Source organism: Acidimicrobiales bacterium, from assembly GCA_041394245.1.
Lineage (GTDB): Bacteria > Actinomycetota > Acidimicrobiia > Acidimicrobiales > Aldehydirespiratoraceae > JAJRXC01.
In genome coordinates this window covers 1-22,841 of the sequence record JAWKIR010000004.1, presented here as the reverse complement: position 1 = coordinate 22,841, position 22,841 = coordinate 1, and the positions used below count along the sequence as shown (strand labels likewise).

General features: G+C 70.0%; 21 protein-coding genes. 15 read left to right on the top strand and 6 right to left on the bottom strand.

The annotated features are described in order from the left end of the window. Positions 1-3 precede the first annotated feature (3 nt). A complete protein-coding gene (locus tag R2707_18905) occupies positions 4-2,157 on the bottom strand; it encodes an acyl-CoA dehydrogenase (GenBank protein ID MEZ5247164.1) in 2,154 nt (717 codons plus the stop codon). A 170-nt stretch (positions 2,158-2,327) separates the two neighbouring features. On the opposite strand from R2707_18905, the gene R2707_18900 reads away from it, so the two are divergent. From R2707_18900 to R2707_18860, 9 genes are all read left to right on the top strand, one after another. Beyond that, positions 2,328-3,875, top strand: coding sequence for a long-chain-fatty-acid--CoA ligase (locus R2707_18900; GenBank protein ID MEZ5247163.1), 1,548 nt, complete (start codon positions 2,328-2,330; stop codon positions 3,873-3,875). After that, a complete protein-coding gene (locus R2707_18895) occupies positions 3,875-4,405 on the top strand; it encodes a VOC family protein (protein ID MEZ5247162.1) in 531 nt (176 codons plus the stop codon). The genes R2707_18900 and R2707_18895 overlap by 1 nt, the downstream gene beginning before the upstream one ends. After that, entirely contained in the window at positions 4,398-5,345 is a 948-nt protein-coding gene (locus tag R2707_18890) for a cyclase family protein (protein ID MEZ5247161.1), read from the top strand. Before R2707_18895 ends, R2707_18890 begins: the two co-directional genes overlap by 8 nt. Before the next feature lies 1 nt (position 5,346). Next, positions 5,347-6,543 carry an LLM class flavin-dependent oxidoreductase gene (locus R2707_18885; GenBank protein MEZ5247160.1) on the top strand — a complete coding sequence of 399 codons (1,197 nt, stop codon included), beginning with the start codon at positions 5,347-5,349 and terminating at the stop codon, positions 6,541-6,543. After that, positions 6,540-7,328 (top strand): glucose 1-dehydrogenase, encoded by a 789-nt coding sequence (locus R2707_18880; protein ID MEZ5247159.1) that lies wholly within the window; start codon positions 6,540-6,542, stop codon positions 7,326-7,328. The genes R2707_18885 and R2707_18880 overlap by 4 nt, the downstream gene beginning before the upstream one ends. Further along, on the top strand, positions 7,325-8,284 hold the full coding sequence (locus R2707_18875) for an LLM class flavin-dependent oxidoreductase (GenBank protein MEZ5247158.1): 960 nt from the start codon (positions 7,325-7,327) through the stop codon (positions 8,282-8,284). The genes R2707_18880 and R2707_18875 overlap by 4 nt, the downstream gene beginning before the upstream one ends. Before the next feature lie 54 nt (positions 8,285-8,338). After that, positions 8,339-8,758 (top strand): nuclear transport factor 2 family protein, encoded by a 420-nt coding sequence (locus R2707_18870; GenBank protein MEZ5247157.1) that lies wholly within the window; start codon positions 8,339-8,341, stop codon positions 8,756-8,758. Further along, on the top strand, positions 8,755-9,918 hold the full coding sequence (locus R2707_18865) for a serine hydrolase domain-containing protein (protein ID MEZ5247156.1): 1,164 nt from the start codon (positions 8,755-8,757) through the stop codon (positions 9,916-9,918). Before R2707_18870 ends, R2707_18865 begins: the two co-directional genes overlap by 4 nt. A gap of 63 nt (positions 9,919-9,981) precedes the next feature. Continuing rightward, on the top strand, positions 9,982-11,028 hold the full coding sequence (locus R2707_18860) for a hypothetical protein (GenBank protein ID MEZ5247155.1): 1,047 nt from the start codon (positions 9,982-9,984) through the stop codon (positions 11,026-11,028). A gap of 11 nt (positions 11,029-11,039) precedes the next feature. On the opposite strand, the gene R2707_18855 is transcribed toward R2707_18860, so the two are convergent. From R2707_18855 to R2707_18845, 3 genes are read right to left on the bottom strand one after another with little or no spacing between them, the layout of a single operon-like run. Next, complete coding sequence (locus R2707_18855; GenBank protein MEZ5247154.1) at positions 11,040-12,857, bottom strand: putative glycoside hydrolase; 1,818 nt, start codon at positions 12,855-12,857, stop codon at positions 11,040-11,042. Positions 12,858-12,896: 39 nt separating this feature from the next. Continuing rightward, positions 12,897-14,222: an acyl-CoA dehydrogenase gene (locus R2707_18850; protein ID MEZ5247153.1), complete on the bottom strand. Its 1,326-nt coding sequence runs from the start codon at positions 14,220-14,222 to the stop codon at positions 12,897-12,899. 22 nt (positions 14,223-14,244) lie between these two features. Then, positions 14,245-14,784, bottom strand: a complete 540-nt coding sequence (locus R2707_18845) for a cupin domain-containing protein (protein MEZ5247152.1) — start codon at positions 14,782-14,784, stop codon at positions 14,245-14,247. Between the two features lie 156 nt (positions 14,785-14,940). Between R2707_18845 and R2707_18840 the strand changes: the two genes are divergently transcribed. The 4 genes from R2707_18840 to R2707_18825 all read left to right on the top strand — a co-directional run bounded on the left by R2707_18840 (position 14,941) and on the right by R2707_18825 (position 19,605). Beyond that, on the top strand, positions 14,941-16,962 hold the full coding sequence (locus R2707_18840; GenBank protein ID MEZ5247151.1) for a glycosyltransferase: 2,022 nt from the start codon (positions 14,941-14,943) through the stop codon (positions 16,960-16,962). Positions 16,963-17,027: 65 nt separating this feature from the next. Beyond that, on the top strand, positions 17,028-17,729 hold the full coding sequence (locus tag R2707_18835) for a hypothetical protein (GenBank protein MEZ5247150.1): 702 nt from the start codon (positions 17,028-17,030) through the stop codon (positions 17,727-17,729). A 77-nt stretch (positions 17,730-17,806) separates the two neighbouring features. Further along, complete coding sequence (locus tag R2707_18830; protein MEZ5247149.1) at positions 17,807-18,676, top strand: alpha/beta hydrolase; 870 nt, start codon at positions 17,807-17,809, stop codon at positions 18,674-18,676. Next, entirely contained in the window at positions 18,673-19,605 is a 933-nt protein-coding gene (locus R2707_18825; protein MEZ5247148.1) for a TauD/TfdA family dioxygenase, read from the top strand. Before R2707_18830 ends, R2707_18825 begins: the two co-directional genes overlap by 4 nt. 64 nt (positions 19,606-19,669) lie before the next feature. Here the strand turns inward: R2707_18825 and R2707_18820 are convergent, their stop codons facing one another. Together R2707_18820 and R2707_18815 are read right to left on the bottom strand one after the other, a co-directional pair. Beyond that, on the bottom strand, positions 19,670-20,806 hold the full coding sequence (locus R2707_18820) for a hypothetical protein (GenBank protein ID MEZ5247147.1): 1,137 nt from the start codon (positions 20,804-20,806) through the stop codon (positions 19,670-19,672). 93 nt (positions 20,807-20,899) lie between these two features. After that, a complete protein-coding gene (locus tag R2707_18815; protein MEZ5247146.1) occupies positions 20,900-21,760 on the bottom strand; it encodes an MBL fold metallo-hydrolase in 861 nt (286 codons plus the stop codon). Positions 21,761-21,912: 152 nt separating this feature from the next. Here R2707_18815 and R2707_18810 point away from each other — a divergent pair, with 152 nt between their 5' ends. Further along, positions 21,913-22,167, top strand: a complete 255-nt coding sequence (locus R2707_18810) for a type II toxin-antitoxin system prevent-host-death family antitoxin (protein ID MEZ5247145.1) — start codon at positions 21,913-21,915, stop codon at positions 22,165-22,167. Then, a complete protein-coding gene (locus R2707_18805) occupies positions 22,164-22,550 on the top strand; it encodes a type II toxin-antitoxin system VapC family toxin (protein MEZ5247144.1) in 387 nt (128 codons plus the stop codon). The genes R2707_18810 and R2707_18805 overlap by 4 nt, the downstream gene beginning before the upstream one ends. The last annotated feature ends 291 nt before the right edge of the window (positions 22,551-22,841 follow it).

The following is a 22,841-nucleotide window of genomic DNA, read 5'->3' as shown; positions in this document are numbered from 1 at the left end:
CCATCAGCGGATCAGCGGATCCCTCGGCAGACCGAGGATGCGTTCGCCGATCTGGTTGCGCTTGATCTCCGACGTCCCGCCGGCGATCGACATGCCCCGGTGGATCAGCACCATCATGTTGCTCGCGAAGCCGGCGCCATCGAGGTAGACAGCATCGGGTCCGGCGAGCTCGGTGCCGATGGCGGCCGCCTCGTGACCGATCTCCGACAGGACCAGCTTGGTCATCGCGCCCTCGGGGCCCGGCTCGCCGCCGGCCACGGCCCGATGGGCCGAGCGCAGGTTGAGCAGGCCGATCGCCTGGTTGTCGGCCAGGTGGCGACCGATTCGGGCCGCACCGCCGGCGAGCCGTTCGGGGTGGGCGTCGAAGGACCCCACCATCAGCTGGGCCGACAGCGACGCGCCCCCGCCGGTCCCACTGCCGATGCTCACGCTCTCGTTGCCGAGGGTCGCGCGGGCGACCGTCCACCCGCCGTCGACGGGCCCGACCACGTCGTCGTCGGGCACGAACACGTCGTTGAAGAAGACCTCGTTGAACTCGGAGTTGCCCGTGGTCATCTTCAGCGGCCGCACCTCCACGCCCTCGGCGTGCATATCGATGGCCATCATCGTGATGCCCTCGTGCTTGGGCAGGTCGGGGTTCGTGCGGATCGTCGCGAACCCCATCCCGGCCACGTGGGCACCGGAGGTCCACACCTTCTGGCCGTTGACCAGCCAGCCGCCGTCGACCCGGGTGGCTTTGGTCTTCACACCGGCGGCGTCGGACCCGGCGTCGGGCTCGGAGAAGAGCTGGCACCAGACCACCTCCTGGCGCAGGGCGGGGAGCACCCAGCGTTCGAGCTGGTCCTCGGTGCCGTGCTGGATGATGGTGAGGATATTCCACGCGGTGATGCCGAGCGACGGGCGCTCGACCCCGGCCGCCGTGAACTCCTCTTCGATCACCAGCTGCTCGACGGCCCCGGCGGCACGACCGTAGGGCTCGGGCCAGTGGGGCAGGAGATAGCCGGACTCGACGAGCCGGTCGCGTCGCTCGTCGTCGCCCAAACCCTCGAGCTCGCCGATGAAGGAGCGGACGTCGGCCCGCATCTGCTCGGCTTCGGGTGGGAGCTCGATCGCCTTGGCGCGGGCGACGCCCCGACGGGTGAGGTCGGTCACGTCCTCCGCGGCACCGGCCGCATCGAGGTAGTGGAGCAGCGTGGTGGCCCGGCGCATGTAGAGGTGCGCGTCGTGCTCCCAGGTGATGGCGATGCCGCCGTGGACCTGGGTGTTGAGGTTGGCGCAGAGATCGGCGGCCGGTGCGGCCAGCGTGGCCGCCACCGCCGCGGCGAAGGCGAACTGGTCGCCACCGGTCGACGCGGCCCGCGCCGCGTCCCACACCGCTGCGGTCGCCATCTCTGTTGCCACCGACATGTTGGCGCAGTGGTGCTTGACGGCCTGGAACATCGCAATCGGGCGGCCGAACTGTTCTCGTTCACGGGCGTAGTCGGCGGCGAGCAGGGTGCATTCCCGGGCCACCCCGACCGCTTCGGCCGACAGCACGAGCCGCGCGATGTCGACCAGGTGAGCGGCGGAGCCGGGAACGACGGTCGCGTCGGCGCCGTCGAGCGTCACCCGGGCCGAGCGCCGGCTGGGGTCGAGGGCCGGAGGCACGGTGACGGTCACGCCGGCGCCGTTCTCCACGACCACCAGGTCGTCTCCCGCCGCCAGCACGAACACGTCGGCGAGGGCACCACCCAGGACGGCGTCGCAGGTTCCCGAGACGGTGCCGCCGTCGACCCGCACGCCCGTCCGCAGACCGATGCCGGCGGTGACCGATCCGTCGGCCAGGCCGGAGACGAACCGGCGGGCGTTCTCGTCGCCGGACGCGAGCAGCACGGCGCTGGCGATGACGCTGGGCACGAACGGACCGGGCGTCAGCGCCCGACCCATCTCCTCGACGACGACCACGAGCTCCTCGAGGCCGTAGCCCGAGCCGCCCAGATCCTCTGGCACGTGGAGGCCGAGCCATCCCAGCCCGACGATCTCGCTCCACAGATCGGGCAGCGTCTCCTCCGCGGCGTCGAGAAGCGCCCGGTTGGCGCCGCGGGAGTCGCGGGCGATGAGCAGGTCGGCGGCGGTCTCGCCGAGGGTGAGGTGATCGTCGGAGATGGCGATGGGCATGGAGGTCTCCCCTGGCTCGGGTGCCGGTTGCGGCGCGCCGCGACGCTAGAGGATCGGCGCCCTCATGCCCAGATCGATCGACACGACCGGCCCGGACGTGCCGCTGGCAGGCGTGCGGGTCGGCAGGGTACGGTCCGGTCTCGGTCGAGAGCCTTGGGGGAGGTCGATCGGTGCTGCTGCACGACGTCTTCGAGTTCCATGCCCGGTCCCGACCCGAGATCGTGTTCGCCGTCGACGGTGACCGCACGCTGACGTACGGCGCCGCGCTCGACATGGCGCGGCGGGCGGCCGGCGCCCTCGTGCGGTCGGGCGTGGGCCCGGGCGACCGTTTCGCCTTCGCCGGGCCCAACTCGGTCGAGCACGCGATCGTCTACTACGCGGCCTCGATGGTCGGGGCGGTGCCCGTGCCGCTCAACCCCCGACTGGCCCCGGCGGAGATCGCGTTCGTTCTGGCCGACAGCGGCGCGCGGGCACTGATCGCCGATACCGAGGTGGCGGCGACCGTCGAGGACTCCGTCGACCTGCCCATCCACGTGGCGGTCGGTGTACCTCCCGAAGGATGGGTGGCGTGGGACGAGTGGATCGACGGCGAGCCGCTCCCCGTGGGGCACCCGCGCCCGAACCCCGATGCCACGCTCTACCAGATGTACACGAGCGGCACGACCGGCTCCCCCAAGGGTGTGATCCTGTCGCATCGCTCGGTGCTGGCGAACTGTGCCCAGGTCACCGCGGGCGTGGCGACCGGTGTCGACGTCGGCGATCGGTGGCTGATCGTGGCACCGCTCTTCCACGCCGCCGCGGTGATCACCGCCTTCAACTGTGTGATCGGCGGCGGCTGCCTGGTGATCCACCGGGGCTTCGATCCGGCCCGTGTGGTGGAGGCACTGCAGCACGACAGGATCGCGCTCACGACGCTGGTGCCGGCGATGATCCAGGCGTGCCTGGCGGTTCCCGGGGTCGACGGGCGGGAGTACCCCGACCTCCAGTCGATCGCCTACGGCGGCTCGGCGATCGCCGAGCCCGTGCTTCGCCGGGCCATGGAAGTCTTCGACTGCGACTTCTACCAGGGGTTCGGTCAGACCGAGTCGTCGGCCGGACTCACCTATCTCACCGAGGCCGACCACCGCACCGCTCTCGCCGAGCGACCCGAGCTGTTGGCATCGTGCGGGCGACCGCTTCCCGGCACCGAGATCCGCATCGTGGACGACGCGGGTGCCCCGGTTCCGGTCGGCACGGTCGGCGAGATCGTGGCCCGCGGACCCCAGCTCATGGACGGCTACTGGAACCGACCCGACGACACTGCCGCCGCGCTGGCCGACGGATGGCTCCATACCGGCGATCTCGGATTCGTGGACGCGGAGAACCTGCTCACGGTCTGCGACCGGCGGGCGGACATGATCGTGAGCGGCGGGGAGAACGTGGCGTCGCGCGAGGTCGAGTCGGTGCTCCTCGCCCACCCGGCGGTGGCCGACGTCGCAGTGATCGCCGTCCCCCACGAGCGGTGGGGAGAGGCGGTCCATGCCGTGGTGGTGCCCGCGGCCGGACACGACATCGAACTCGATGCGCTCGTGGCGCACTGTGCCGTCTTCCTCGCCCGTTTCAAGGCGCCGCAGAGCATCGAGGTGGCCGACGCGATCCCCCGCAATGCCGGGGGGAAGATTCTCAAATCCGCCCTGCGCGAACGGTACTGGGCGGGTCACGAGCGGAGGGTGGGGTGATGGACGACCAGCCGGACGGACGCGACTGGGAGGTCCAGTCGTTGTTCCATTTCACCGTCGAGGTCACCGACTTCGAACGGTCGCTCGACTTCTACACGACGCTCGGTTTCCGGGTCCTGCGCGACAACCGCGACGTGGTCTGGCCCCGGATGGTGGCCCGCAATTTCGGCATGCCGGTGGCCCAGGGCCGCGGCGCGCTGCTCGGCATCGGCGACGGCCCCGACCACACCCGACTCGACCTGATCCAGTGGCTCGAACCCGAGCTGGCGCCGCCACCAGCGGGGCCACGCGAGGAACGCGTCCCCCGCATCATCGCGCTGCGCACCCGCAACGTCGCGGCCGCCTACGAGGACCTTTCGGCGCGCGGCATCGAGTTCGTGTCGCAGCCCCAGTCGGCGGAGCAGGCGGGCATCGTCAACGTCTGCTCGTGCCGCGACCCCGACGGCTACATCGTCGAGCTGATCGAATACGCCGACGGCCTGCTCGGCAGCCGGATCGACCACCTACCCGAGAGGACCACGGATGGCTGACCCGTCGATCGAGCGGATCACGGCCGAGCGCGGCGACGAGCTGTTCGCCCAGGCCCGGCGGTGGGGACGCTTCGGCGAGGCCGACGAACGCGGCGCGCTCAACCTGCTCACCGCCGAACGTACCCGCCGGGCCGCCGGGTTGGTGGTCGACGGCACCGTGGTGTCGTGCGGGCGCGATCTGGCGGTGCGTCCCGGAGTCGACAACCCCAGCCCGGCCATGCACCACATGGTCATGGGGGGCGACGTGTGCGGCGCCTTCGGCCCCGATGCCCTCCAGGCGTCGCTCGACTTCGTGGGCGTGGCGTTCCACGGCATGTCGGTGTCGCACATCGACGCCCTCTGTCACGTGTTCGTCGACGGCCAGATGTACAACGGGCACCCGGCCGCCGCGGTCACCACCCTCGGCGCCCGCCACGGCGGCATCGATGCCGGGTTCGGCGGTCTCGTCGGCCGGGGTGTGCTGATCGACCTCGCTGCACACCGCGGGGTGGACTGGCTCGAGCCCGGCGATGCCGCCGGCCCCGACGAGCTCGACGCCGCGCTGGCGGAACAGAACGTGGCCACCGAGCCGGGCGACATCCTCCTCGTGCACACCGGGCGCGACCGGCGACGGTCCGCCCTCGGGCCGTGGGAGCCGAACCGGGGTGGCCTCGCCGGGCTCCACCCCGAGTGCGTGCCCTGGTTGGTCGAGGCCGACCCGGCCGTGGTCGGCGCCGACGGTGTGACCGATCCGCTGCCCGCGAACGACCATCGGTGGTCGATGCCCCTGCACCAGTGCCTGCTCGTGGGCATGGGGGTACACCTGCTCGACAACCTCCGGCTCGACGCCCTCGCCGATGCCTGCGCGGCGGCGGGGCGGTACGAGTTCCAGTTCGTCGTGTCGCCGCTGCGCATCGCCGGCGGCACCGGTTCGCCGATCAATCCGGTGGCGGTGCTCTGAGATGATCGTCGACCTGTTCAACGAGCTCCAGCGACCGGGCCCGACCGACACCGCCACCCAGAGCCGCGTCTTCGCCGACGCCCTGGAGCAGGCCGAGCTGGCCGACCGGCTCGGCTACGGCTGCTGGTGGTCGGTCGAGCACCACTGCACCCCGGAGTTCTCGCATTCCGGCGCCCCCGAACTGATGAACGTGGCCATCGCCATGCGAACCTCACGACTCCGTGTGGGGCATGCCGGGGTGCTCACCCCGTTCCGCATCAACCATCCGCTGCGCGCGGCCGAGCGGGTGGCCGTGCTCGACCACCTCTCCGGTGGTCGGGCCGAGGTCGGCCTGGCCCGCTCCGGCGGCGCCGAGTGGGCGACGTTCGAGATCGACGGCGACCACACCCTGGCCGAGCTCGAGGAAGCGGCCCGGCTCATGGTCACCGCCTGGACCGAGCCCGAGTTCAGCTGGTCGTCGGAGCGGCTCGACATCCCCTCCCGCACCCTCGTCCCACAGCCGGTGCAGCGCCCCCACCCGCGCCTGTGGCAGACCGTCTCGTCGCCCGGCAGCTTCCGGCTGGCCGGTCAGCTCGGGCTCGGTGTGTTGAGCACCACGCTGCTGTCGCCCGTGTCGGTGCTCGAGGAGATGCTCGCCGAGTACGACGCCGGCCGAGCCGAGGCCACCGACATCGTGGGCGTCGAGCCCAACGACCAGCGGGCGGTGTTCACCTTCGTGCACTGCACCGAGACGATCGACGAGGCCATCGCCAGCCGGGCCGCCGAGGCCGCCATGTGGTACGTCAACGCCGCGCCGAAGGTGTTCGCGGTACCTCGCAAGATCTGGACCAACATGATCCGGGGCAACGTGAACGCGGGCGACTCACGGGGGCGAGCGGCCCTCGACGACGAGTCGAAGATCATGGTCGACCTCGACCCCGACGATCCCAACCCCATCATCCGGCTCATGAACCGCCAGGTGCTCGGCCAACCGATCGACCCGGTCGAGGCCTACGAGGCCCTGGCCGACCAGGACTCGGTCATCATCGGCGACGTCGAGACGTGCCGGCGCAAGATCGAGAAGTACCGAGACGTCGGGTTCGACCGTCTCATGTGCCTGATGCAGTTCGGCCATCTCGACCACGACCGGGTCATGACCAGCATTCGCCGCGTCGGCGAAGAGCTGATCCCGGTCTTCGACCAAGGGAGTTCCACATGACCGACATGTCCGACCGACTCGCCGGGCAGGTGGTGATCGTCTCGGGTTCGGCCGGCGGTCAGGGCGCGGCCGAGGTCCGCCTCCTCGCCGCCCAGGGCGCCCGGGTGGTGGTGGCCGACGTCGACGACGGGGCCGGCCAGGCCGTGGCCGACGACATCGGCGACCCGGCCATCTACCAGCACCTCGACGTGCGGTCCGAGGCCGATTGGCGGGCTGCGCTCGCCGCGGCCGAGGCCGCCTTCGGTCCGGTGACGGGCCTCGTCAACAACGCCGGCGTGAGCGGGCAGCCCAAGCCGATCGTCAAGACCTCGGTCGACGACTACCGCAACCTGATCGAGATCAACCAGATCGGGGCGTTCACCGGCGTCCACGTGGTGGCGCCGGCCATCGTGGCGGCCGGCGGGGGCAGCATCGTCAACGTCTCGTCGGTCAACGGGTTCGTGGGGGCGTGGGGGATCGCCGGCTACGTGTCGTCGAAGTTCGCCCTGCGGGGACTCACGAAGGTGGCGGCGCTGGAGCTGGCTCGCAAGAACGTGCGGGTCAACTCGGTCCATCCCGGACCGATCGACACGCCGATGCTGGCCGGGGGCATGCCGCCCGGCACCGACCACATCGAGGCGTTGGGCGGCGTGGTGCCGCTCGGTCGGGTCGGCGAACCCGCCGAGGTGGCCCACTTGGTCGCCTTCCTGCTCTCCGACGAAGCGTCGTACTGCACCGGCGGTGAGTTCGTGGTCGATGGTGGGTACCTCAGCGGTCCCATCGGATCCCCCAACCTGCCGCGATGAAGCTCTCACTGCTGTTCCCCGAGACCCGGAGCCTCGATGCGGTACGTGACCTCGCGGTCGCGGCGGAGGCGCAGGGCTTCCACGGCATGTGGCTGGGCTCCGCCTTCGGGTTCGACCCCGTCATGGCACTGGCGATGGCCGGCCCGGCGACCAGCCGGATCGCCCTCGGTGTCGCCGTGATCCCGAGCTGGCCCCGCCATCCCGTGGTCGCCGCACAACAGGCCGCCACCGCCAACGCCGCCTGTTCGGGCCGCTTCCGGCTCGGCGTCGGCCCCAGCCACGTGCCCGTCATGGGCATGTACGGCATCGACATGGACCGGCCGGTGTCGCACAGCCGGGAGTACCTCGATGTCGTCCGCACGCTGTTGCACACCGGCGCCGTCGAACACCAGGGCGATCGCTTCCGGGTGCAGGCCTTCCTCGATGTCGAAGGGGCCGGGATCGGGTCGCCGGACACCGCGCCACCCGTGCTGCTGGCGGTGCTGCGGCCCCAGATGGCCCGGGTGGCGGGCGGGCACGCCGACGGCGCCCTGTGCTGGCTCACGCCGGCGCCGTACCTGACCGCCGTGGTCGCGCCGGCCATGGCCCGCGGCGCCGACGACACCGAGCGGGACACGCCGCCCCCGCTCATCGCCGAGCTGCCCTGCGCGCTCACGACCGACCGCGACGAGGTGCACGCGATGGCGGCCACAGACCTCGGCATCTATCCGCAGATGCCCTACTACCGGAACATGTTCGAGGCCGCGGGTGTGGAACTCGACGGTCGACGGTGGAGCGACGACATGATCGACGCCGCCGTGGTGTGGGGCGACGCCGCCCGCATCGGTGATCAGGTGAGCGCGCTGTTCGCCGCCGGGGCCGACGAGGTGGTGTTGTCGCCCTTCGGGGTCGGCGCCGATCCGGCTGCGTCGCAAGCCGAGTGCATTGCCACCTTGAGCGAGCTCGCCCGCACATGACCCACGACCCGAATCACCGAACCGACCGGGTTCACCGAACAGGAGACGATCACCATGACCGACACCGCCGATGATCAGCGGCGAGCAGCGAACCGGGCCACGTTCACGGCCATCATGGATGCCATCACGGCCGGCGAGTACGAGGCGCTGGGCGCGCTGGTGACCGAAGACCTGCTCTTCGATCTCCCCTACGGCCCGTCGTTCATGCCCAACCCCGTGGAGGGCCGCGATGCCTGGATGGCCAACACCACCCAGACGTTCGCCATGTTCTCGTCGTTCGTGCAGCATGTCGACGCGGTGTACGACCTCGTCGACCCCGACACGTTGATCGCCGAGTACCACAGCGATGCCGTGGTGACCCACAACGGCAACGACTATCGCAACAGCTACATCGGGGTGCTCCGCTTCCGCGACGGTCTCGTGTGCGGCTGGAAAGAGTTCCACAACCCCGACGCCACCAAGGCGCTGCGATGAACGGCGTGGCCGCCGCGCCGATCGACGGGACCGTCGACCCGGCCTTCGCCGCCGTGCGCGACGCGTTTGCCGCCAACTTCGAAGCGGGGCTCGAGCTCGGCGCGTCGCTGGCGGTGAGTATCGACGGTCGCAACGTGGTGGACCTGTGGGGCGGTCATCTCGATGCAGCCCGAACGCGGCCGTGGCAGCGCGAGTCGCTCGTATGCGTGTTCTCCTGCACGAAGGGTGTGGTGGCGATCGCGACGATGTGGGCGGTGGAGCAGGGCCTGGTCGATCTCGACCGTCCGGTTGCCGAGTACTGGCCCGAGTTCGCCGCCGAGGGTAAGGCCGACCTGCCGGTCCGATGGCTGCTGACCCATGAGGCCGGCCTGTCCGCCATCGGAACGCGGATGCCGTTCGGCTCCCTCAGCGACTGGGACGCGATGACCACGGCGCTCGCCGCGCAGACGCCGTGGTGGGAGCCGGGCTCGGGGCACGGATACCACGGGGTGACCTACGGCCATCTGATCGGTGAGGTGCTGCGCCGGGCCACCGGCCGCACCGTCGGCGAGATCGTGCGCGACGAACTGGGCAGTCCGCTCGGCGTCGATCTGCTGATGCCGCTGCCGGCCGGGGACGACGCCCGCACGTCGGATCTGGTCGTGGAGATGGCACCCGACGGCACGTTCTTCGATCGTTGGGACCCGAAAACGTCGCTCGGACCGAAGTCGTTCGGCAATCCGCCCGACAGCAACGATCCCAACCACTGCACGACCCCGATGTTTCGCCGGGCCGAGATCCCGGCCGCCAACATGCACGCCAACGCGCGAGCGCTCGACCGCCTCTACGCGGTGCTGGCCTGCGGCGGGTCGGTGCCGGAGCTGCGGGTGGCGTCGCCCGAGCTGGTCGAGGAGTTCGGCCGCTGCCACGTGCGCGGCGACGACCTGGTCATGGAGTTGCCGACCGCGTTCGGGCTCGGGTTCGAGCACACGATCCCGGAGTGGCCGTTCGGTCCCGGCGAGCGGACCTACGGGCACAACGGCTCGGGCGGGTCGCTCGGGATCGTCGACCCCGACACCGGCGTGTCGCTCGGTTACGCCATGAACCGGCTGTGGTGGGGGCCGACGAGGTCCGATCCCCGCTGGGAGGGCATCTTCGACGCGCTCTACGCCGCCCTCTGACCGACCCGGAGGTGCAACACTGCGGGTCGGCCGGCTCCGCGACCGACCGACACGAGGAACGACATGACCTATCGAGTGATCCAATGGGCGACCGGCACGGTCGGCGTCCATGCCGTGCCGGCCATCCACGCGCATCCCGACCTCGAGCTGGCCGGCCTGTGGGTGCACTCCGACGACAAGGCCGGCCGCGATGCCGGTGAGATCTGCGGTATCGGTCCGATCGGGGTGACGGCGACGCAGGACGCCGACGCCCTGCTCGCCCTCGACGCCGACTGCGTCAGCTACATGGCCCATTCCGACGTGCGGCCGGCCGAGGTGGTCGACGACCTCTGCCGGATGCTGGCCGGCGGCAAGAACGTCGTGAACACCTCGTTCGTCCCCCTGCTCAACCCCCGCCAGGCCGGGTTCCACGACCAGCTGCAGGCGGCATGCGAGGAGGGCGGCACCTCGTTCTACACGTCGGGCATCGACCCCGGCTACGGCAATGTCGGCCTCGCCGTGCACACGCTCGCCCTCTGCAAGGAGGTCGAGCGCGTCCGCATGATGGAGATCATCAACTACGCGACCTGGGACAACGCGCCGACGCTGTTCGACATCATGGGGTTCGGCAAGGCGGAGCCGCACCAGTCACTGCTGCTCTCCCCCGGTTCGACGACGATGGCGTGGGGCCCGGTGGTCGCCACGGTCGCCGACGCCCTCGGCGTCGAGCTCGACGACATCACCGAGACCCACGAGGTCATCCGGGCCGACGAGGACATCGAGATCGCCAGCGGCAGGATCCGGGCCGGCACGATCTCCGGCATGAGGTTCGAGATCCGGGGGATGATCGGCGACGAACCACGGATCGTCGTCGAACACGTCACCCGTATGCGCGATCAGGATGCGCCCGATTGGCCGCAAGGCGACGGCTACCGCATCCTCATCGACGGCGAGCCCGACCTGAAGGTGGAGCTCCAGCTGTCGTCACGCAAGGGCGACCACAACCACGCCGGCTGTCTCGCCACCGCCATGCACGTGCTCAACGCGATCCCCCACGTGATCGAGGCCGAGCCGGGGGTGCTCACCCAGCTCGACCTGCCCGTCTACTCCGCCCGCCATCTGATGGTCTGACGCACCTCCGCTCAATCGCCCAGGGCCCGGTGCAGGAACGCCGCCATCTGCCCTCTGGTCACTGGTTCGAGCGGGCAGAAGCGCCCCGGACCGCAGCCACGCGTGATCCCCGGGGCCGCGATGCGCTCGATGTCGGCCTCGTGAGTGGAGCCGTCGTCGTCGCGGAAGGTGTCCCCCGTTGCCACGGGCAGTTGGAGGGCCCGCGCTAGTAGGGATGCCATCTGGGCTCGGGTGAGCCAGTCGTGGGGGCAGTAACGATCCGGGCCGCAGCCGCGGGTGATCCCGGCCGCGGCGAGTGCGTCGATCGATGCTTCGTGGGTCGTGCCGTCGTCGTCGGCGAACCGGTCGGGCCCGGGCGGGAGGTCGAGCGCTCGGGCCAAGAACGTCGCCGCTTCACCCCGGGTGACCGGACGCTCGGGGCAGTACTCGTCGCGCCACGGCGGGTTGCAGCCCCGCGTGATGGTCTCGGACCCCGTCCATTCGACGTCGGCGGCGAAGGTGTGGCCTGCCGTGACGTCCCAGAAGCCCGACCGCGGGAGCCACTGGACTCGGGCCGCGGGCGGGTCGGCCGGCGTGCGCATCTCGGCGTCGGTGGGCAGCGCGGCGGTCGTATAGCGGCCACTGGCGTTCCACAGCATCCATCCCATGCCGAGACGATCGGCGGCATCGATCTGGGCCCGGACCTCACCAGGGCCGTAGCCGCCGAAGTCCTGAAGCCACGGGCGAAGCCCGACCCGATCGCCGAGGCGGTCGCGTGCGTTGGACATCGACGCGGTCACCACTTCGCCCGGATGGTTGGCCGGGACCGCGAAGCCGAACCATCCCCGACCCCAGTGGTTCGGGTAGACCATCGGCGACAGCACATCGAGTGCGCCCGCCAGCACGTCGAGATCCTGTCCGATACCCCCGTCACCGGCGATCGAGGTGACGAAACCGAAGACGTCGGCGGACAACGCACAACCGGCGGGAAGCCCCGACCGCAACTCGGCGACGTAGTCGGTGATCGTCGCGACCCGCTGGGCCTCGTCGGTGGCATCGACGCCGTCGAACCGCAGCTCCGGCCGCAGCCCGTCGGGGAATCGGATGTAGTCGAGCTGGACCTCGTCGACACCGGCCGCGCACGCAGCTTCGGCCAGCTCACGCACGTAGCGGCGGGGTACCGGATCGGTGGGGTCGAGGAACACCTGCCCCCCTCGGGTGAACGGTCCACCGGTCCGACTGTCGAAGACGGCCGACGACGGTGCGAGACCGGCGAGCCGGGGATCCTGGAAGGCGACGACACGGACGATGACGGCGAGACCGCGGGCGTGGACCTCGTCGACGACCGCGTCGAGGTCCCAGGAACCGAGCCCGGGTGGCGCAGGCGCGGATCCGCTCCAGGCCGCGTGCACCAGGCCGCTCTCGTCCTTCAGGTCCAGCATCACCGCGTTGAGCGCGGTGCGATCAGCCAGCGCGAGAAGATCGGCCCACTCACTGCGGGTCGGAAACGAGCCCGGGATGTGGAGCGCCCGCAGCGTGGAACGCCCGAGCGGGATCCGGAGCCGATCCCCGGTGCCGTCCCAATCCACGGATCGGGACCCCGCCGCGGGGTGGGTGACCGTGACGACGCCGGCACCGACGCCCGCCAGGTGCGCCCGACCGGCCGGATCGGTGGTCGCCGTGACGGCTCCCGCCTCCACCGTCACCCCAGGGAGCGGCCCACCCGAGAGATCGGTGACCAACACAGAGAGCCCGGCGGGCGCGGCGACCTGGGCGGCAACGGGCAGCTCGGCAAGGAGCACGGCGAGGATGGCCAGGATGAGGATCGGAAGGCGGCGACCGGAGACCACGCCCCGAGCGTAGGCCCGGGGCCCCCGCCCCGTGGGCCGTCAGTCGAGCCAGCTGGCGGGCGCACCTCGTTGCACCCGATTGAACCGGCTCGCGAACGACGGGGTGTCGAACATCGAGCGGTCGCCCCCGAAACCGAACAGGTACTGCCCCACCCGGCGCATCTGCATCTCCTCGGAGCCCTCGGTGATCCGGTACCGGCGGTGGTGACGGAAGATGTGCTCGAAGGGCAGGTGACGGCTGTAGCCGATCCCGCCGTGGACCTGGATCGCCTTGTCGGCGGCCTCGCCGACGAGTCGGTTGGCCCGGTAGTTGCACATGGCGACGCGGTCGGAGATCTCCGTTGCGTCGTCGAGCTGGTCCATCTGCCACGCCGTCTTGCGGATGAGCTCACGCAGCATGGCCGCTTCGGTGTGGAGCTCGACGAGCGGGAACTGGATCGCCTGGTTGGCCGACAGCGGCTTCTCGTGGATGATGCGCTCGCGCGAGTACTTGACCGCCTCGTTGATGCAGTACTGGGCGGCGCCGAGGCTGGAGGCGGCCTGGCGGATGCGGTTCTCGTGCACGAAGAGCTGGGCGGTGGCCAGGCCGTGGCCCTCGGGTCCGAGCATGTCGGCATCGCTCACCCGCACGTCGGTCAGGGTCACCTCGGCGTGGTCGGTCGGCATGTTGTAGGTCCACCACATGAACTCGACGTTGAAGCCCGGCGTGTCGACCGGGACGATGAAGTTCGAGATGCCGCCGGCCTCGCCGGGCTCCCCCGAGGTGCGGGCGAAGATGTAGTCGTGGGTGGCCGAATGGAGGCCGGTGTTCCAGCGCTTCGCGCCGTTGATGACCCACTCGTCGCCGTCGCGATGGGCGGTCGTCTCCATCCGCGTGGCATCGGTGCCGTACATCGGTTCGGTGAGTCCGAACCCGATGCGGGCCTCACCCGCCAGCATCCGGGGAATCCAGTACTCCTGCTGCGCCGGTGAGCCGTACTTCTCCATCATCAGCACCGTCGGGAAGTTGCCGACGATCGACGCCTCGTTCTGGAGGTCGTTGTGGAGACCGAGGCCCTTGGCGGCGAGGTGTTCACGGATGATCGCCATGGCCAGGTTCGTGCCGTCCTGGCCGCCGAAGCGCTCGGGCAGGTGGTAGCGCAGGAACCCGGCGGCATCGGCCCGCCGCCGCATCTCGCCGAGCAGCGCCTCCCACTCGGCGTTGGGCCAGCCGTCGCGGTCCCAGTCGGTGCGGCTGTCCTCCCGACGATGATCGAAGAACCGGATGTTGTCGTTCTCCCGTTCGAGCGGCGTGATCTCGTCGGCGATGAACTCGTCGAGCCGGCGCAGGAGATCCTCGATGTCGGCGGGGATGTCGAAGTCCATGCGTCGACGTTAGGTGCTCGGGTCAGCCCGTCGCGTCGTGGTGTGCGCCGATGAGCACGACCACGAGTACACAGGGCTCGTCGAACGGGTTGCGCCACGCGTGGCGGGTGCCGTTCTGCACCACGGTGTCGCCGGGGCCGAGCTCGCGGGTCGCCCCGTCGTCGAGCTCGAGGATGACACGGCCCGAGACGACGAACTCGTAGTCCACCGTCGCCGTGGTGTGCATGCCCGGGTTGTCGGGCTCCATGTGCTCGAGCAGACCCGGCAACTTGACCTCGGCCTCGGCGAAGGCGGCCCCGAGATCGAGATCCGCGAGCATCGCCGTCGCGTCGGGCGGCACGTTGAACAGGCCGAAACGGAAGCCACCGACCGGCGGGAAGTACTGCACCGCCGAGGGCGGCGAGCCGTCGTCAGGGAAGCGGCAGGTCTCGTCGCTGCCCCACAGCCGGAAGAACTCCATCCCCGGCACGAGGTCCGAGGTGATGGGTTCGACGATCTCATCGCTCGCGAAGACCGCCGCGCCCTTGTCGTCGTGGCCGGTCACGACCCGCCGTATCCCCATGGCTGACTCCCCTCGTCCGCGATCGCCACGCTACCGCGACCGACAGCCCCGGGCCGCGCTGTCGTATTCGCGGTCGGGCTGCCGATGCTTCCCCCCGTGACGAACGTTCTCGACGCGCCTGCGGACGGACCGCCCTTTGCGCCTCGGCGCCGCCGGATGCCGCGTCCGTTCGACGTGGTGGACCGCGTGCTGGGCGCGCCGGAGCGCTACAACGCGAGCGAACCTCAGACCCATCCCGGCCCGACACAGACCCGTCTCGGGGCCTGGTGGTGCGATCACCCGCGGGCGATCAAGGCCGTCGCGGTCGGGGCACTGCTGTGGACGGCGGTGTACCTGACCTGGCGGGTCGGCTGGAGCGGCGAGGGCACCGTGTGGTGGTTGTGGCTTCCCCTTCTCGTCGCCGAGATGTTCGGGTTCTGGTCGCTGTTCACCCTGACGTTCTTCGGGTGGGAACGCCCGGCATGCATCCGGCCGCCGGTGTCGGCGGATCATTCGGTCGACGTGCTCGTGTGCACCTACGACGAGAGTGTCGACTTGCTGCGCACCACACTCGCCGGCTGCGCCGCCCTCGACTACCCACACACGACGTACCTGCTCGACGACGGGCGTCGCCCCGAGATGCAACAGCTCGCCGAGGAGATGGGTGCGATCTGGCTCACCCGCCCCGACAACAGCCACGCCAAGGCCGGCAACATCAACCATGCGCTGGGCTGCACCGGCAGCGAGTTGCTGTTCATCCTCGATGCCGATCACGTCCCGATGCCCGACGCGCTCAGCGCCGTCGTCGGCTACATGGACGATCCGAACCTGGCGCTCGTGCAGACCCCGCACGACTTCTACAACCAGGACTCGGCCCAGCACTACGCCGTGGGGCGTCACGAACAATCGATCTTCTACGACGTCATCTGCCCGGGCAAGGACCGCCACGGCGCAGCGTTCTGGTGCGGATCGGCCACACTGATCCGCCGTGAGGCGCTGGTCGAGGTGGGGGGCGTGGCGGTCGAGACCATCGCGGAGGACTTCCACACGACGATCAAGATGCACCGCAAGGGTTGGACGACGAAGTACCACAACGAGGTGCTCGTGCAGGGGCTCGGCCCGCACGACCTCGACGGCTACCTGCTGCAGCGCGATCGCTGGGCCCGCGGCAACCTCGCCGTGTTCACGACCCCGGAGTCGCCGCTGCGGGCGTCGGAGCTCACCGCCAAGCAGCGGCTGTCGTTCTTCGCGTCGCTCACGTCGTATGCCGCCGGTCCGGTCCGGGTGCTGTCGCTGCTGATCCTGGTCGGCACACTGTGGACGGGGGCGCTCCCGCTGCGGGCATCGTTGCTGCCGCTAGCCGTGTTCTGGTTCCCCTCGGTCGTGCTGTCCCTGTTGGCCGCGTCCGCGCTCTCCCGGGGGTTCATGAAGATCGCCGACTCGACCCACTTCGAGCTCTGCACGGCCGAGGTCTACGGCCGGGCGCTGCGCTGCGCGGTCAGGCCGGCGAAGACCGCCTTCAAGGTGACGCCGAAGAGCGGGACCGACGATGCCGGCCTGGCGAACCTGCGTCGTCTCAAGGTCGTCATGGCCGTGGCCGGCGCGCTCACGCTCGGGGTGATCCTTCGGATCATCGGGCTCTTCGGACCGGACGTGTTGCCCTCGCTGCCCGGCATCGCCTCGTCGATCGTGCCGGTACTCGCCGTCATCGAGCTGCGACGCGTCGCTCGGACCCTGCGGCTGGTGGCGCGGCGACGCCAGCGACGAAGCGAGTTCCGCTTCCCGTGTCACGAACCGGCCGAGATCATCACGATCGAGTCCGGCGCGCTGCGCGTCGCCCCCCTGTCGACGGCGGGCCGCCTGCTCGACATCTCCACGCGTGGCGCCCGTGTGGTCGTCGCGGCGGCCATCGAGCCGGGAACGGAAGTGACCCTCACCACCCGACTGTGCGACGCGATGGGTGCGCCCTTCGATGCCGAGCTCCGGGCCCGGGTCGTGCTGTGCCGACCCGAAGGCGACGAGTTCCAGCTCGGCACCGTGTTCGACGACATCTCACCCACCGTGATGCGTCGGCTGGTGGAGTTCTGCTACATCGTGTGCCCCTACGAGCGGCTCCGTGGCACGCGCCCACTGGACCAGACCGAGCAGCTCGGCCAGACCGAGCAGCTCGAGCCGACCGACGCCCGACGATCGGGCTAGCCGGACCGCGTCGAACACCCGGTGACATCGGCCGAACCCGCCATGGTCCGGACTACTTTCGTGCGATGGCAGACAAGCAGCGGAAGAAGTCCACGTTCACCTGGCTCGTCGCGATGCTCGCCGTCGGCGGCTTCGCGCTCGGTGCGTGCGGCGATGACGGCGACACCATCGACACCGGGGAACCGGCGGGCGAGAGCGACGGCAGCGACGCAGGCGGTACGGCCTGGACCGACGTCGACCTCGAACGGCTCGTGACCCTCGAGGTCGACGGCTACACGCTCCAGAACCCCAACGTCTCCGAGTTCGGCAACGCGACCGTGCAGTACCTCGAGGACGTCCCCGCCGGGCCGGTGGCGCTGTCGGCGTTGGTCACCTTCCAGGCGTGCGACCCGTTCAGCTGCACCGACCTCAACGCCGAGATCGACGAGCAGCGCCGCGAGAACGCCCGCAGCCTGCTGCCGCGTCTCCACATCGACAACCCCGACCTCGTCGAGGAGATCGGCCCGGTCGAGCTCGCCGGACGAACCGTGCTGGCGATCTACTTCCGCAGCTTCGTCGATCAAGACGACGGTCAGGCCACCGCCAACTCCTACCGGGCCATCACTCACGACGGCACCAACCTGATCACGGTGATGGTCACACCCGACTTCATGTCGGCCGGTGGCCTCGCGGACAGTGCGGAGGAGCTCGAGCAACGGATGGACGCCGACGCGGGCGCCGCCGTCGCTGCCGACGTTCTCACGGCCTTGTCCGCCGAGCTCGGCTGACCCATCACCCGCGCGGTCGGCCGTGACGGGACCTGACGCGAGTGTTAGAAACGGGTTTCGACGAAAGGGGTCGTCACATGCCGATCGCGGACTTGGACGGGATGGAGATCGCCTACGAGCTCGTGGGCGAGGGACAGCCGTGGGTACTCACGCCCGGGGGTCGCTTCACCAAGGAGGTCGGCGGCCTTCCGGAGATGGCGCAGACGCTGGTCGACCACGGCAAACAGGTGCTCACGTGGGACCGGCCCAACTGCGGGGCATCGTCGGTCGTGTTCCGGGGGGCATCGGAGTCGGAGGTCCAGGCCGAGGCATTGGGCGCCCTGTTGCGCCATCTCGATCTCGGCCCGACCGTGATGGTCGGTGGCTCCGGCGGTGCCCGCGTGTCGCTCATCGCCGCGGCCCGCAATCCCGATGTCACCGCCGGCCTCGCGATGCTGTGGATCAGCGGCGGCGCACCGGGCCTGATCCAGCTGGCGAACTACTACTGCATGCCCTCGGCCGATGCCGCGTGGCACGGCGGCATGGAGGCGGTGGTCGAGCTCGACCAGTGGCAGGAGGTCATCGCGAAGAACCCGGCCAACCGGGACCGGTTCCTGGCGATGGATCGCCAGGAGTTCATGGACGTGATCGATCGTTGGATGCTCGCCTACTGCCCGTGCGAGGACACGCTCGTCCCCGGTCTGTCCGATGACGACGTCGCCGCCCTGGCCGCACCGATCCTCGTGTTCCGCAGCGGGGCATCGGACATGTCGCACACCCGGGCGACATCGGAGGCGCTGGCCGTCGGACTCCCCGGCGCTGAACTCGCCGAACCGCCGTGGGGCGACGAGGAATGGAACGAACGCCGTGCCGCGGTGGAGGAGACCGGCTCGCTCTTCGTGCGCTGGCCGCTCCTCGTGCCGCAGCTCATCGAATGGTCGGACCGCACGATCGGAGCAGGATCATGACCACCCTCAGCATCCAGCCGGCCCGCGAGGGCCTCGATCTCGGCGCCCGCGTGGGTGGCATCACCCCCGAAGGTCTCGCCGACGACGCGCTCCGGGCGGAGCTCAACGCCCTCTTCGAGGAGCGCGGGGTGCTGATCTTCGAGGATGTCGAGCCCACGTCGGCGATGCAGGTCGCCCTCAGCACGGTGTTCGGGCCACTCAAGGACCACCCGAGCAAGGCCACTCCCCGGGTCGGCGACGGCGACGACCTCCTCGGCGTGATCGAGATCCGCCACAACCCCGAGCAGGGCGGCATGGTGCGGATGGGCGGCGAGATGCTGTCGCAGTGGCTGCCGTGGCACTTCGACCACTGCTACAACAACGAGCTCAACCGGGCCGGCGTGCTGCGGGCCGTCGAGATCCCGCCGGAGGGGGGTCGCACCGGCTTCGTCGACGGCATCGCCCTGTACGACGCCATTTCGCCCGAGGTGCGCGACCGGATCGAGGGCGAGACGGTCCGCTATGCGATGGACGTCATCCTCGACAACCTCGAGTTCGGACGACCCGACGGGTTCGAGGAGGTCCGACCGGCGGCCCAGGCCCAGAACGTGATGGACGAATACGCCGATCGGCCGCTGGCCCTGCATCCCGCCGTGTGGACCCGGGCGTCCGGCGAGAAGGTGCTCCACGTCTCCCCGTGGATGGCGAAGGGCATCGCCGGGCGTTCCCCGGCCGACGGTGCCGCGCTCCTGCACGAGGTGTGCGACGAGATCGTCGCCGCCGCCCGCGATCTCAGCTACTTCCACGAGTGGGAGCCGACCGACATGGTGATCTGGGACAACTGGCGGGTGCTGCACTCGGTATCGGGCATGCCGCCCGAGCATCCCCGCTGCATGCACCGCACGACAATCGCCGGCGACTACGGGCTGGGGAGCTTCGAGACCGCCTGACCCGCGGCGCCCAGCGCGACGATGCGCCGCCGTCACCCCGATCGAGTGGGCCCACGCGTGGTCCCTAGTCGTCGTCGATGACCGAGGCGACGAGGCGGAGCTCGACCGAGCGTCGCACGACCGAGTCGAGCGCCTCGCGGGTCTGGATGCGCCACTCGTCCCAAAGGGCATCGGAGCCGGAACCGGCGATGATGGCGTTCGCCGCGTCGACCTGCCGCGTCAACCGCTTCCATGCGTCGCGGATCGCACCGGACGCGTCGCCAGGTGGCTCCGGCGTCGACACGTCGATGGTGGCCATCGTCGGGTCGGTGTCGCCGGATTCGATCGCGCCGACGGCCTCGGACAACGCCAGGAAGAGCGGGGCGAGTGCGTCCTCGCCGGCCAGGCACGCGGCACCGTGACCGGTGCCGAGCGTGTTGAACAGGTAGCCCTGGCGGGAGTCCATGTCGGTCCGCGCGAACCATTGCTGGTCCGGGTGGTACAGGAAGCGCCAGATGTCGTTGATCTCCGCGTCCTCGTCGCGTTCGAGGAAGCCGTCGACGGGGAGACCGAACCGCAGCTGGTGGCGCACGCCGTCGACGGTGCGCTGATCCATCAGCGCGAGGGGTTGCACCGGCGCGTGGATCGGAATCCACAGGTTGAGCAGGAACGTGGTGGCATCGTCGTTGCGGCCGTCGGGGGTGACATGACGGAAGGTGTCCGGGGCGGTGCCGTGCATCAGCTGGCGCAGCGGTGTGCCGTAGACGTCCTGATCACCGTGGACGTACTTGGCACCACCGTGACCGTTGACACCGTCGATCCCGCCCGGATTCACGTCGGTCCAGGCAGGCCCGGATCGGCGGTAGAACAAGCCGTCGTCGACGACGAGGTCGATGCGCAGGCGGGTGCCGTTCGCCAGCGCCACCTCCATGCCGGTCAGGCTCTGTCGGATGGCCGCCTCGGCGTCGCCGGTCAACCGGTCACGCCGGCGGACATCGTCGAGCGCGCGTTGCAGCGCCGTGTTGGCCTCGAGGTCGATCGTCTCGAACCCCGCGGCCTCCAGTCCCGGCTCCGTCGTGCCGGGCGCCGACAGGTCGGTGAGTTCGCAGCCGCGGACATCTCCGGTGCCGTCCTCGGCCGCGAAGTCGGCTCGCAGGAGTCCGGAACGCTCGGCGTCGGGCATGACATGGCCCGGCTCGGTGAACGTGAGAGTTGCGCGCACACGTCGACGCTACCCAGATCGACGGAGCCGGGCGAGTGGCACGACGACTCGTCCCGCTCGAAGAACGAGCGCCGCGAGGTCGAGCGTGGTGGATCAGCCGATGTCGAGGCGGAACGCGTCGCCGTCGCGCAGGACCCGGCCGGCGGTGGGCGCGGCGAAGTGGGTGCCGATCACGAGCACCGGCGCGTCGGCGACATGCTCCATGACGGCGCGGCGCATGTGGGCGCCGGCCACGGGGTCGGAGTCGAACGAGGGCGACCAGTGGGGGCGAGCGAACTGGCAGGGGTGGTGCATCACGTCGCCCGTGATCAGCGCCCGCTCGCCCCTCGACTCGATGCTCACGCTCACGTGGCCGGGGGTGTGACCCGGGGTCGGGGTGAGGCTGATCTCGTCGCTGATCCGGTGGTTCATCTCCACGAAGGTGGCGAGGCCGGCATCGAAGATCGGCTGGACGGAGTCGCCGAGGATCGCCTGCTGATCGTCGTCGCCCTCGCTGGTCCAGTGATCGAACTCGCGACGACCGATCAGATAGCGGGCGTTGGGAAACGTCGGCACCCACTCGCCGTCGACGAGCATCGTGTTCCAGCCCACATGATCGACGTGCAGGTGGGTGCACACGACCGCATCGACCGTGTCCGGTGGGCAGCCGGCCTCCTCGAGACTGCGGAGGAACTCCGTCTGGAGCGCGCTGCCCCCGAGCAGCGCCCGCGGCTTGTCGTTGCCGACACACGTGTCGACGATGAGGTTGAGACCCGGCGCGTTCACCACCAGCGCGTGGATCGACAGCCGCAGCGCCCCGTCCTCGGTGACGAAGTGCGGCGACAGCCACGGGATCTCGGCCAGGGCCTGGGGAGTCGCATCGGCGAGCAACGCCCCTTCCGGGTGGTACGGCACCGGGATCTCCAGCTCTACGACCCGAGTGACGGTGACGTCACCGATCTGCCATGTCAGCATCGCGATCCCCCCGGAGCCGGCCCGTCCGGCGTCGTCTCGTCGGCCAGGATACGCAGCGCGGTCCGGTCGATGCTTCTCGCGAGTGTGCTCGGTCAGCTCCGGGGATGAAAGTAGCCCTTGGTGCGCTGTCGCACATTCGCTACGATTGTCGCATGTCTGACGTTGCCTCTCGGGAGCTGCGAAACTCGACACGATCGCTGCTCGATCGCGTCGAGGCGGGCGAGACGATCACGATCACGGTCGACGGCCGACCGAAGGCGGTGCTGGCGCCGATCGGTCACCGGCCGCGCTGGCTCGCCCGGTCCGAGTTCGCTGCGACCATCTTGGAACATCAGGCCGATCCCGGGCTCGCCGAAGACCTCGCCGATCTCGCCGGCGAGATGACCGACGAACTCCCGCCGCTGTGAGCCGCGGACTCGCCGACACCTCGGTCTTCATCGCCCGTGAGGGCGGCAGGCCGCTGGACGTCGAGGCGCTGCCGGACGAGCTGGCGGTGTCGATCATCACGATCGGCGAACTGCGAGCGGGCGTCCTGGCCGCCGAGTCCGTGGAGACTCGCGACCGCCGGTTGACCACCCTCACCGCGGCGCTCCGGCTCGAGCCCGTCCCTGTCGACGACGACGTTGCCGCTGCGTGGGCGCGCCTGCGGGTGCAGCTGCGTGACAGCGGTCAGCGCATGCCGGTCAACGACTCGTGGATCGCCGCAACCGCGCTCGCGCTCGACGTGCCGGTCGTGACGCAGGACGACGACTTCCCGAACGTCGCCGGGTTGCAGGTCACCAAGGTCTGAGATCGCACCTGCCAGGCCTCGTCGTCAGTCGGGGTTTGCGCATGTTCTTTGACGCAGAACGAGTCAGATCCAGCAGACTCCACCGTTGACCACAAGCGTGCGATGCTGACTCGAGATCAGAAGCGTGCGAGCGGAGGCACCCGGCAGAATGAGCGAGCTCAAGTACTTCGCGCTGGGTCGAGACGGCTACGTCTGCTCCGTCGTCTCCCCGGGTGGAGCGATGCTCCGGCTCACCCGCAAGGAGCTGGACAGCGACCCGCTCATCGAAGGCGACGAACAGCTCACCGCGAA

What these genes read in the sequence shown, in the direction of transcription:
- R2707_18905 (MEZ5247164.1), bottom strand. Translation starts at nt 2,157, where the DNA reads ATGCCCATCGCCATCTCCGACGATCACCTCACCCTCGGCGAGACCGCC.
- R2707_18895 (MEZ5247162.1), top strand. Translation starts at nt 3,875, where the DNA reads ATGGACGACCAGCCGGACGGACGCGACTGGGAGGTCCAGTCGTTGTTC.
- R2707_18890 (MEZ5247161.1), top strand. Translation starts at nt 4,398, where the DNA reads ATGGCTGACCCGTCGATCGAGCGGATCACGGCCGAGCGCGGCGACGAG.
- R2707_18885 (MEZ5247160.1), top strand. Translation starts at nt 5,347, where the DNA reads ATGATCGTCGACCTGTTCAACGAGCTCCAGCGACCGGGCCCGACCGAC.
- R2707_18880 (MEZ5247159.1), top strand. Translation starts at nt 6,540, where the DNA reads ATGACCGACATGTCCGACCGACTCGCCGGGCAGGTGGTGATCGTCTCG.
- R2707_18875 (MEZ5247158.1), top strand. Translation starts at nt 7,325, where the DNA reads ATGAAGCTCTCACTGCTGTTCCCCGAGACCCGGAGCCTCGATGCGGTA.
- R2707_18870 (MEZ5247157.1), top strand. Translation starts at nt 8,339, where the DNA reads ATGACCGACACCGCCGATGATCAGCGGCGAGCAGCGAACCGGGCCACG.
- R2707_18865 (MEZ5247156.1), top strand. Translation starts at nt 8,755, where the DNA reads ATGAACGGCGTGGCCGCCGCGCCGATCGACGGGACCGTCGACCCGGCC.
- R2707_18860 (MEZ5247155.1), top strand. Translation starts at nt 9,982, where the DNA reads ATGACCTATCGAGTGATCCAATGGGCGACCGGCACGGTCGGCGTCCAT.
- R2707_18850 (MEZ5247153.1), bottom strand. Translation starts at nt 14,222, where the DNA reads ATGGACTTCGACATCCCCGCCGACATCGAGGATCTCCTGCGCCGGCTC.
- R2707_18845 (MEZ5247152.1), bottom strand. Translation starts at nt 14,784, where the DNA reads ATGGGGATACGGCGGGTCGTGACCGGCCACGACGACAAGGGCGCGGCG.
- R2707_18840 (MEZ5247151.1), top strand. Translation starts at nt 14,941, where the DNA reads ATGCCGCGTCCGTTCGACGTGGTGGACCGCGTGCTGGGCGCGCCGGAG.
- R2707_18835 (MEZ5247150.1), top strand. Translation starts at nt 17,028, where the DNA reads ATGGCAGACAAGCAGCGGAAGAAGTCCACGTTCACCTGGCTCGTCGCG.
- R2707_18830 (MEZ5247149.1), top strand. Translation starts at nt 17,807, where the DNA reads ATGCCGATCGCGGACTTGGACGGGATGGAGATCGCCTACGAGCTCGTG.
- R2707_18825 (MEZ5247148.1), top strand. Translation starts at nt 18,673, where the DNA reads ATGACCACCCTCAGCATCCAGCCGGCCCGCGAGGGCCTCGATCTCGGC.
- R2707_18815 (MEZ5247146.1), bottom strand. Translation starts at nt 21,760, where the DNA reads ATGCTGACATGGCAGATCGGTGACGTCACCGTCACTCGGGTCGTAGAG.
- R2707_18810 (MEZ5247145.1), top strand. Translation starts at nt 21,913, where the DNA reads ATGTCTGACGTTGCCTCTCGGGAGCTGCGAAACTCGACACGATCGCTG.